Consider the following 9,943-nt stretch of genomic DNA (forward strand, 5'->3'; position numbering starts at 1 on the left):
ATCCGGCGGGGCACCGGCCCCGCCCGTCACTCCGCAGGAAAGGACCTTCATGGCCGGCGAAACCCATGGCATCGATCTGGTCGAGGTGGTCGCCCTGCTGGGCGCCGGCGTCGTGGCCGTGCCCATCTTCCGCAAGCTCGGCCTCGGCTCGGTGCTCGGCTACTTCGCCGCCGGCCTGGCGATCGGCCCCTTCGGCCTGCGCCTGATCGCCGATCCCGCGACCATCCTGCATACCGCCGAGCTCGGCGTCATCATGCTGCTGTTCATCATCGGCCTCGAGATGCAGCCCGCCCGGCTGTGGAACCTGCGGCGGGAGATCTTCGGCCTGGGCGCCGCGCAGGTGGTGGTCTGCGGCGTGCTGCTGACCGGCGCCGGCATCCTGGCCGGCCTCGCCCCGGCGGTCGCCTTCGTCGCCGGGATGGGCTTCGTGCTGTCCTCGACCGCCGTCGTCATGCAGATGCTGGACGAGGCCGGGGAGACCTCGACGCCGCAGGGGCAGAAGGCGGTCTCCATCCTGCTGCTGGAAGACCTCGCCATCGTGCCGCTGCTGGCCGCGGTCGCCTTCCTGGCGCCGGGCGAGGCCGACCCGGAGGCGGCGCCGCGCTGGATCTCGGTCGCCGTCGCGCTGGCCGCCGTCGCCGCCCTGGTCGGCATCGGCCGCTGGCTGCTGAACCCGATGTTCCGCATCCTGGCCGCCGCCCATGCGCGGGAGGTGATGACCGCCGCCGCCCTGCTGATCGTGCTCGGCGCGGCGCTGCTGATGGAGCTCGGCGGGCTGTCGATGGCGATGGGCGCCTTCCTGGCCGGCGTGCTGCTGTCCGAGAGCACCTTCCGGCACCAGCTCGAGGCCGACATCGAGCCCTTCCGCGGCATCCTGCTCGGGCTGTTCTTCATCGCGGTCGGCATGTCGCTGGACCTGCCGGCCCTGGCGCGGGACTGGCAGGCGATCGCCCTCGCGGTCATCGGCTATACGCTGGTGAAGGCGCTCGGCATCTTCGCCGTGGCCCGCGCCTTCGGCGCCGGCACCCGGGCCGCCGTCACCCGGACGACGCTGTTTGCCCAGGGCGGCGAATTCGCCTTCGTGCTCTACGCGGCCGCCGCCGCCGCCGGCATCTTCGACGCCCGCACCAATACCGTCTTCACCGCGACGGTCATCCTGTCGATGGCCATCACCCCGGTGGTCGCCACCCTGGCGCGCCGCTGGATGCCGCCGCCGGCGGTCTCGACCGAGGGGGTGGAGGCGGCCGAGGACCTGCAGGGCGAGGTGCTGATCATCGGCTTCGGCCGCTTCGGCCAGGTGGCCAGCCAGGCGCTGCTCGCCCGCGGACTCGCCGTCTCGATCATCGAGAACGACGTGGAGATGATCACCGTCGCCAGCAGCTTCGGCTTCAAGGTCTACTACGGCGACGGCACCCGGCCGGAGATCTTGCATGCCTCCGGCGCCGGGCGGGCCCAGGCCATCATGGTCTGCATCGACGACCGCGCCGCGGCCACCCGCATCGCGCATCTGGTGCGGTCGGAATACCCGCTCGCCAAGCTTTTCGTCCGGGCCTACGACCGCGGCCATGCGCTGGACCTGATCGCCGCCGGGGTGGACTACCAGCTGCGGGAGACCTTCGAATCGGCGATGGCCTTCAGCGCTGCGGCGCTCCGCCGCCTGGGCGTGCCCGAGGAGGAAGCGGCCGAGCTGGTCGAGGACGTCCGCCGCCGCGACCTCGAGCGGCTGGAGCTGCAGATGACCGGCGGCACCTACGCCGGCGTCGACCTGATCCGCGGCAACCGCCCGGTGCCGGAGCCGCTGACCGCGCCGCAGCGGCCGGGCCAAGTGATCGGCGACCTGCCGGCCGGGACGGCCGCGAACAACTAGCCCAGGACGCGGAAGCGGAACCGCCGCACCAGCAGGTCGGACAGCGGGGCGGGCAGCAGGGCCAGCAGCCGCAGCCCCGCCCCCATCGGCCAGGGCAGCACCGCCCTGCCCTCGCCCCGCCGCAGCGCCCGCTCGAGCCGCGCCGCCACCACCGCCACCGGCAGCTTGAAGGGATGCGCGCCGAGGAAGCTCTCGCTCATGGCGCTGGCGAAGAAGCCCGGCGCCAGCACCGTGACGCGGATCCCGGCCGGCCCGTGCGCCGCCCGCAGCGCCTCGCCATAGGCCCAGAGCCCGGCCTTGCTGGCGCTGTAGGCCGGGCTGTCCGGCAGGCCGCGGAAGCCGGCGACCGAGCCGACCAGGGCGATGCCGCCGCGGCGCCGGGCCAGCATCGCCGGCAGCAGCGGCTCGATCAGGTTCACCGCGCCGAGCAGGTTCACCGCGATCTGCGCCACCGCCCGGGCATGGCCCTCCGGCGCCCCGTCCGGCCCGGTGCCGCCGTTGATCCCGGCATTGGCCACCAGCGCATCCACCGGCGCCTCGGCATCCCAGGCGAGCAGCTGCGCGGCCAGCGGCGCGGCGTCCCGCACGTCGAGGCAGGCGGTGGCGACCGCGGCCCCCTGCGCGGCGCAGGCCGCGGCGGTCTCGGCCAGCCCCGCGGCGGAGCGGGCGACCAGGCCCAGCCGCATCCCGGGCGCGGCCAGCCGCAGCGCCAGGGCGGCGCCCAGGCCGCGCGAGGCGCCGGAGATGACGACATGCGACAGGGCGGCGGGGCGGTGTGGCTTTCGTGCACGATCGGTTAACGCTTCGTTCATGGCATCGATGCTATAGGGTTCACTCCGTACACCCGTCATGCGAAACATGCTTGTCGTTGCCTCGCGTTTTGCTAGAGGGAACCGGGGATATTTGATCGTGATGAATTTCGCGTCTGGCAATCGCACATTGTATTTCCTTGCCCGTTCAACCGGCGCCACGGCGTCCCGCGCCCTGGCCGGACTCGCCTTCCTGTCCGTCGCCGGCTGCGCCCAGTTGGCCGGCCCGGCGGCCGAGACGGCGCCGCCGCCGCGGGCCGCGGCACCGGGGCCGATGGATGCGGTCACCACCTTCGCCGCCACCGCCCGCCCCGGCGCCGAGACCACCCTCCCCCTGGATGAGTCCGGCCGCAGCGCCCGGGTCCGTCTGCTGCGCGCCTACAACGCCGCCAGCGGCCGGGAATGCCGGGAGGTGCTGATCGGCGGCGGCATGGAGGAACGGTCGCGGCTGCTCTGCCAGGCCGACGGCCAGTGGGCCGAGGCCCGGCCGCTGCTGCGGGGCGGCGGCATGCAGCGTCCGTGAGCGGCACCTTCCAGCAGGACGCCCGCCGCCGCGGCCTGCCGCCGCGGCAGGACGGGCTGGGCCAGGCCTGCCGGCGCCAGCTGCGGGTGATCGGCGCCCTGCTGCTGCGCGAGCTCGGCACCCGCTTCGGCCGCGACAACCTCGGCTACCTCTGGCTCTTCCTCGAGCCGGCCATCCTCGGCGGCGCCATCGGGCTGCTGCACCTGTTCACCCAGCACGGCCTGCCCGGCGGGCTGAACCCGATGTCCTTCTGGGTGATCGGCTACATCCCCTTCTACCTGCTGCGCGGCGTCGTGAACCGCGCCCCGGTCGCCATCCCCTCCAACCAGTCGCTGCTCTACCACCGCCACATCACGGTGCTCGACATCATGATCTCGCGGAACCTGCTCGAGGGCGCGGCGACGCTGGGCGCGATGGTGGTCTTCCTGCTGCTCTTCGGCATGGTCCTCGGCGAATGGCCGGTCGGGCCCTTCAAGATGCTTCTGGGCATGGTCCTGATGCTGCTCTTCTCCCATGGCCTCGCCCTGCTGGTGGCGACCGGCGCGGTCTATACCGAGCTGTTCGAGCGCATGGTGCACCTCGTCACCTACCTGACGCTGCCGATCACCGGCGCCTTCTTCATGCTGTTCTGGCTGCCGACGGAGGCGCAGGACGCGGCGCTCTGGATCCCGACGGTCCACATGTTCGAGATGATCCGGGACGGCCAGTTCGGCAACGCCGTCCCCACCCGGTACGACCTGGTCTACATGGTGGGCTGGGTCGCGGTGCTGAACCTGCTCGGCATGGCCGGGCTGCGGCGCGCGCGGCGCGACCTCGCCCTATGATTCAGCTGAGCAACATCCGCAAGGCCTACAAGACCCAGCTCGGCACCCGGGAGGTCCTGCGCGGCATCGACGCGACCTTCCTGCCCGGCGAGAAGATCGGCATCCTCGGCCGCAACGGCGCCGGCAAGACCACGCTGCTGCGCCTCATCTCCGGCGTCGAGCACCCGAACAGCGGCACCATCGAGCGGCGCATGAGCGTCTCCTGGCCCTTGGGCTTCGCCGGCGCCATGCACTACAGCATCACCGGCGCCGACAACGCCCGCTTCATCGCCCGGATCTACGAGAAGCCGATCCAGGAAACGGTCGAGTTCGTCGAGGAATTCGCCGAGCTCGGCGAATACTACCGGCTGCCGGTCCGGACCTATTCCTCGGGCATGATCATGCGGCTGGGCTTCGCCCTGTCGCTGGCGGTCGACTTCGAATGCTACCTGGTCGACGAGGTGATCGCCGTCGGCGACACCCGCTTCGGCGAGCGCTGCCGCAAGGCGCTGGCCGAACGCCAGGCGCGGAGCACCCTGCTCCTCGTCTCCCATATCCCCGCGACGGTGCAGGCCTTCTGCACCTCGGCCGCAGTCCTCAACGATGGTAGGCTGACCCGATATGACGATCTGGACGAAGCGATCGCCGTCTACCAAGCTGCCTGACGCGGCCGTCCTCGACACGGCCGGCTGGTCGGGGCCCGTCCCGTCGCCGGGCGGCCTCGGCGCCCGCATGCGCCGGGCGGCGAAGCGCAACGCCTTCCGCCTGACCGTCGTCCTGCCGACGCTGGTCGCCGCCGCCTACCTGGTCCTGGTCGCCACCCCGCAGTATGATTCGGAGGCCCGCTTCCTGATCCGCGGCCGCTCCCAGGCGCCGACCTCCGGCCTTGGCGAGATGATGGCCGGCGCCGGCTTCCGCCCCTCGCACGAGGATGCGATGGGCATCCGCGACTACCTGCAATCGCACGACGCGGTCGGGGCGCTGCGCGCCCGGGTGCCGCTGGTCGACATCTTCCGCCGCCCCGAGGCCGATGTCGTCGCCCGGCTCTGGTGGGAGACGCCGAACGCCGAGCGGCTGCTCGACTACTACCGCCGCATGGTGACCGTGGACTACGACACCACCAGCGGCATCACCGCGCTCCGCGTCCACAGCTTCCGCCCCGAGGATTCGCAGGGAATCGCCCGCGAATTGCTCGCCCTCTCCGAAAGCATGGTGAACCGGCTGAACGAGCGGCTGCAGCAGGACGGGCTGCGCGTCGCGCGGGAGGAGCTCGAGCGCGCCGAGGCCCGGCTCACCGCCGCCCAGCTCGCCATGACCGAATTCCGCGAGCGCGAACGCGCGGTCGACCCGACCCGCTCGGCGGTCGTCGCGGTCGAGAACATCGGCCGGCTCGAGGGCGCCCTGGCCCAGGCCCGGGCCGAGATGGGCGAGGCCAGCCGCTTCGCCCGCGGCGACAATCCCCGCGTCATGCAGCTGCGCAACCGGATCGAGGCGCTCTCCGCCCAGGTCGCCGAGGAGCGCAAGCGCACCAGCGCCAACGAAAGCGGGCTGTCCCAGCAGGTCGGCGAGTTCGAGCGCCTCGCGCTCGACCGCGAGCTCGCCCGCGCCCAGCTCAGCTCCGCCACCGCCTCGCTCGAGAAGGCGCGGGTCGACGCCCAGCGGCAGCAGCTCTTCCTGCTCCGCATCGTCGAGCCCAACCTCGCCGAATACGCCCGCTACCCGAAGGCAATGCTCACCGTGCTCTATCTCTTCCTCTCCCTCTCCGTCGCCTATGGCCTGGCCTGGCTGCTGGTCGCCGGGATGCGCGAACATGCCGCGTAATCCCGCCGCCCGCGGCGCCCTGCTGGCGACCGCGCTGCTCCTCGGCCTGCCGGCCGCGGCGCAGACCCCGCTGCAGAACCTCCAGGCGCTGCAGCAGCAGCAGCTGCTGAACCAGTCGGCCGCCGGCCTCGCCGCCAGCCGGCCGCCGCCGCCCGCGCAGGCCGGCGCCGCGGTGCAGACCCTGCAGGGCCTGCTGCGCTCGGACCGCGTCGTCTCCCGCCCCGGCGAGGTCACCGAATCCGAGGGCGGCCCGATCGCCATGGGCCCGCTCGGCGACGGCCAGCGGGCCGGCGGCGCCACCGCGGTCTTCGGCGCCAGCCTCTTCACCCGCGAGGCGACGGCCGTCTCCGACGCGCCCAACCCCAACTACGTCATCACCCCCGGCGACCGCGTCTCGCTGCGGGTCTGGGGCGCGGTCGAGGCCGAGGCGCTCGGCGTGGTCGATCCCTCCGGCAACCTCTTCCTGCCGAACATCGGCCCGATCCGCATCGCCGGCACCCGCGCCGGCGACCTGCAGCGGGTGGTCGAGGCCGAAGTGCAGAAGATCTACACCAGCCAGGTGCAGGTCTATGCCGTGCTGCTCTCGACCCAGCGCATCGGCGTCTTCGTCACCGGCTTCGTCCGCACCCCCGGCCGCTTCGGCGGCTCGGCGGCGGACAGCGTGATCGACTTCCTGGTCCGCGCCGGCGGCGTCGACGCCGGGCGCGGCTCCTACCGCGAGGTCGCCATCCAGCGCGGCGGCCGCACCGTCGGCAACGTCGACCTCTACCGCTTCCTGCTCGAGGGCCGGCTGCCCGCGGTGCGGCTGCAGGAGGGCGACACGCTGGTGGTCGGCCGCCAGCGCGCCGTGGTCGGCGCCGACGGCGCGGTCCGCAACAACTACCTCTTCGAGGTCCCCGGCCTCCGGATGACCGGCCGGGAGTTGATCGAATACGCCCGGCCGCTGCCCTCGGCGACCAATGCCATCGTGAAGGGCACCCGCGGCGGCCAGCCCTTCTCGCGCTACGCCTCGCTGACCGAGCTCGCCACCCTGACGCTGGGCGACCAGGACACCGTCACCTTCATCACCGACAGCCCGGCCCGCACCGTCCGGGTCTCGGTCGAGGGCAGCCGCATCGGCCCCTCGGTGCTGGTCGCCGACCGCGACGCGCAGCTCTGCCAGGTGCTGGACCATGTCGCGGTGGATCCGGTGCTGGCCGATACCCGCTCGGTCTTCCTGCTGCGGCCCTCCGTCGCGCAGCAGCAGCGCCGCGCCATCGACGAGGCGCTGGACCGGCTGGAGCGCCAGCTCTTCCTCGCGGTCTCGCCGACCACCGGCGTCGCCGCCATCCGCGCCTCGGAGGCGAACCTCGTCTCCTCCTACATCCAGCGCGCCCGCCGCACCCAGCCGGAAGGCCGCGTGGTGGTCACCAGCGCCGGGGGCATCTGCGCCCCGATCCGGCTCGAGGATGGCGACGTCATCGTCATTCCCGAGCGCTCGCAGACGGTGCTGGTGGCCGGCGAGGTCATGGCGCCGCATGCGGTGGTCTGGCGGCCCGAGCTGCGGCTCGCGGATTACGTCCGCCAGGCCGGCGGCTTCAGCGGCCGCGGCAACGAGGGCTCCATCATGATCCGCCGCGCCAGCGGCGAGCTGGTGCTGGACCCGCAGGTGCCGCCCCGCCCGGGCGACGAGCTGATCGTGCTGCCGCGGCTCGACCCCAAGGCCTTCCAGATCGGCAGCGACCTGCTCGGGCTGATCTACCAGATCGCGGTCTCGACCCGGATCTTCCTCTAGGGCCTGCCGGCCGGGGCGGCGCTACAGCCGCTCCGCCGCCAGCTCCAGCGCCGCCGGCCGATGCGGGTCGGGCCGGCGGCCGGCGGCATCCTCCAGCCAGACCTCGATCATGTCCTCGTGCAGCCGGTGGTCCAGCACGCAACCGGCCTCGACCGGGGCCGCCGCCGCGGCAGCCGCGACCGGATGCGCCAGCACCCGCTCCCCGCCGACGAACAGGCTCAGCCAGCGCGGCCCGGGCGCCGCCGGCACCGTGCCGCGCAGGCTCAGCCGCCAGCGCCCGGCCGCGAGGTAGCAGAGCCGCAGCAGCGGGACCCCGAAGGGTCCCGGCCGGGCATCCGCGTCGTCGTCGTGGCGGGCGGCCGGGCTGAACAGGGCCTCGCCGAAACGGAGGGTATCGCCGGGCCGGAGGCCGTGCCGGATCGGCCCCAGGCCGCCGAAGCAGCGGTCGATGGCGGCCGCCTCCGCGGGGGGAAGCACCTCGGCCCATTTGCCGACCCGGCCGTCGCCGAGATGCGCCTCGTTGAAGCCGGTGGCGGGGTCCGAGCGGAAGCCCGCGCCATCCGGCTTGCGTTGCCGCGCCAGGGCCGCCAGCACTTCCCCGACCTTCCCCGGGCTCCAGCCCGCGGCGACCCGCCGGGCGTGCTGCGGGTCGAGCGACAGGCCCAGCGCCGCCGCCAGCCGCGGCCCGATGTCCGGATCGGCGGCGAAGCCCTCCTCGAAGGCGAAGGGCCGGATGCCCGGGCGCTGCAGCACCGTGCCGACCGCCGCCAGGGAGCGGGCGACATCCATCGCCCAGCAGGCCGCATCGCCGCCGAGCCGGCACCGCAGCGAGGCGACGCAGTCGCGCGGATCGCGCGTCGTGACGACGAAGCGCCCGCCCGCCGCGGCGACCAGGGCGAGCAGCGACGCGCTCAGGGTATGCGCCCGGACCACCACCGAATCCGGGCAGCCCCGCAGCGCCGCTTCCACCGCCGCCAGGCCGGTCGCCTCGAACCCCGCCACCGACCCGCCCCCGGCCGCCAGCAGGTCGCGCACGACGTTGAAGGTGAAGGTCGAGGCGCTGCCCTGCATCCCGAGGCACAGAACGATCATGGCATGGCCCCCGCCGTGAGGGTTTCAGGGATAGGGAAGGTCGTGGCGCAGCAGCAGCCAGTTCGGCCCGGCGGCAAAGACCCGGCGGTAGCCCCGCGCCTCGAGGTAGCCGAGCACCTGCTCCTCGGCCGCCGGGGTATTCGCCTCGACGCAGACCAGCTTCGGCCCCGGCCGGGTCCAGTCGATGCCGCAGAGCACGGCGAGGTCATGGCCCTCCGCGTCGACGCTGAGCAGGTCGGGGAATTGCCCGGCGCAATGCTCCTCGACGATGCGTCGCACCGTGGTGACCGGCACCTCGATCCGCTCGGTCACCGCGAAGCCGGCCCGCGCCTGGAGGAAGGCCTCGACCTCCGCCGTCTCGAAGCTGTTCCGGCCGGAGGCGCGGTCGATCATGTGGAAGGTCAGCATCCCCTCCCGGTCGGAGGCGCCGCAGTTGAGGTTGACGTCCTCCGGCCGCTCCTGCCGGAAGGCCGCGATCAGGTGCGGATTGGCCTCGACGTTCACCCCGCGGCCGCCGCGGGCATAGAGCAGCGCGGTGTTGCTGATGTGCCAGGGATGATGCGCGCCGACGTCCAGCCAGGAGGGCTGCTCGATCCCGAGCCGCCAGAAGATGTTGAGGAAGACCAGATCCTCGCCGTGCTGCGAATAGGTGTGCCGGCCATACCATTGGTCGGGCGAGAAGCGCGCCACCGGCTCGGCGGCGGCCAGCAGGCTGTTCTGCTTGGTTTCGATGTTGACCAGCCGCTGCCGGATCTCCGCCAGCAGCGGGTCGGCGGCCGGCGCCGCCTCGGGGTCCGGGGTAGTCGCCATGGCGCGCGTCACTCCGCAATGAGCCAGAGGGCGAGCCAGCGGGCCCATCCCTGCAAGGGGTCGACCGGCAGTCCCCCGGCGAGGCAGAGCCGGACCGGCAGCTCCTCCCCGGCGGTGAGGCCCTGCAGCGTCAGGGCGATCGAGCCGCCCACGGCCGGGTCGAGGCCGGCGGCGGCGATCGGCCGGTCGTGGTGCAGCGCGACCAGGGTGGGGCTCGCCTCCCCGGCGCCGCCGGCGCCCGGGGCCGCCTCGATGATCAGCGTGGCGCGGCGGCTGCCGGGATGCGGCAGGCGCAGCGCGAGGTCGGTGGCGAAGACCGCCGCGCCCTCCGGCCCCGGCCGGCCCAGCGCCCGGTCCGAGACCCAGCCCGGCACCGGCCCGGCCCGGTTCAGCCGCAGCGGGGTGCAGCGGCCGGTGCGGGCGGGCCCGGGCCCGGCCGGCGCC

Annotated in this window: 10 protein-coding genes; 6 read left to right on the forward strand and 4 right to left on the reverse strand. The window is 73.4% G+C overall.

Translation table 11 applies throughout. From position 1 onward, the window contains the following. Positions 1-49: 49 nt before the first annotated feature. Positions 50-1,867, forward strand: a complete 1,818-nt coding sequence (locus tag QWZ14_RS21140) for a monovalent cation:proton antiporter-2 (CPA2) family protein (protein WP_290318850.1) — start codon at positions 50-52, stop codon at positions 1,865-1,867. Here QWZ14_RS21140 and QWZ14_RS21145 read toward each other — a convergent pair. Then, entirely contained in the window at positions 1,864-2,679 is an 816-nt protein-coding gene (locus QWZ14_RS21145; RefSeq protein WP_290318851.1) for an SDR family NAD(P)-dependent oxidoreductase, read from the reverse strand. The two genes, QWZ14_RS21140 and QWZ14_RS21145, sit on opposite strands and share 4 nt — an antisense overlap. A gap of 100 nt (positions 2,680-2,779) precedes the next feature. Here QWZ14_RS21145 and QWZ14_RS21150 point away from each other — a divergent pair, with 100 nt between their 5' ends. From QWZ14_RS21150 to QWZ14_RS21170, 5 genes are read left to right on the forward strand one after another with little or no spacing between them, the layout of a single operon-like run. Then, positions 2,780-3,199, forward strand: a complete 420-nt coding sequence (locus QWZ14_RS21150) for a DVU3141 family protein (RefSeq protein WP_290318853.1) — start codon at positions 2,780-2,782, stop codon at positions 3,197-3,199. Continuing rightward, complete coding sequence (locus tag QWZ14_RS21155) at positions 3,196-4,023, forward strand: ABC transporter permease (protein WP_290318855.1); 828 nt, start codon at positions 3,196-3,198, stop codon at positions 4,021-4,023. Before QWZ14_RS21150 ends, QWZ14_RS21155 begins: the two co-directional genes overlap by 4 nt. Next, positions 4,020-4,667 (forward strand): ABC transporter ATP-binding protein, encoded by a 648-nt coding sequence (locus tag QWZ14_RS21160; RefSeq protein ID WP_290318857.1) that lies wholly within the window; start codon positions 4,020-4,022, stop codon positions 4,665-4,667. Before QWZ14_RS21155 ends, QWZ14_RS21160 begins: the two co-directional genes overlap by 4 nt. Further along, positions 4,624-5,823, forward strand: a complete 1,200-nt coding sequence (locus QWZ14_RS21165; protein ID WP_290318859.1) for a capsule biosynthesis protein — start codon at positions 4,624-4,626, stop codon at positions 5,821-5,823. Before QWZ14_RS21160 ends, QWZ14_RS21165 begins: the two co-directional genes overlap by 44 nt. Next, positions 5,813-7,597, forward strand: coding sequence for a polysaccharide biosynthesis/export family protein (locus QWZ14_RS21170; RefSeq protein ID WP_290318861.1), 1,785 nt, complete (start codon positions 5,813-5,815; stop codon positions 7,595-7,597). The genes QWZ14_RS21165 and QWZ14_RS21170 overlap by 11 nt, the downstream gene beginning before the upstream one ends. A gap of 21 nt (positions 7,598-7,618) precedes the next feature. On the opposite strand, the gene QWZ14_RS21175 is transcribed toward QWZ14_RS21170, so the two are convergent. The 3 genes from QWZ14_RS21175 to QWZ14_RS21185 all read right to left on the reverse strand — a co-directional run. After that, entirely contained in the window at positions 7,619-8,689 is a 1,071-nt protein-coding gene (locus tag QWZ14_RS21175; protein WP_290318862.1) for a hypothetical protein, read from the reverse strand. 24 nt (positions 8,690-8,713) lie between these two features. Continuing rightward, positions 8,714-9,499, reverse strand: a complete 786-nt coding sequence (locus QWZ14_RS21180) for an FkbM family methyltransferase (protein WP_290318863.1) — start codon at positions 9,497-9,499, stop codon at positions 8,714-8,716. A gap of 8 nt (positions 9,500-9,507) precedes the next feature. Beyond that, a partial coding sequence (locus QWZ14_RS21185) for a hypothetical protein (protein ID WP_290318864.1) occupies positions 9,508-9,943 on the reverse strand: 436 nt, incomplete at its 5' end.

The organism is Paeniroseomonas aquatica, assembly GCF_030409335.1.
GTDB classification, from domain to species: domain Bacteria; phylum Pseudomonadota; class Alphaproteobacteria; order Acetobacterales; family Acetobacteraceae; genus Belnapia; species Belnapia aquatica.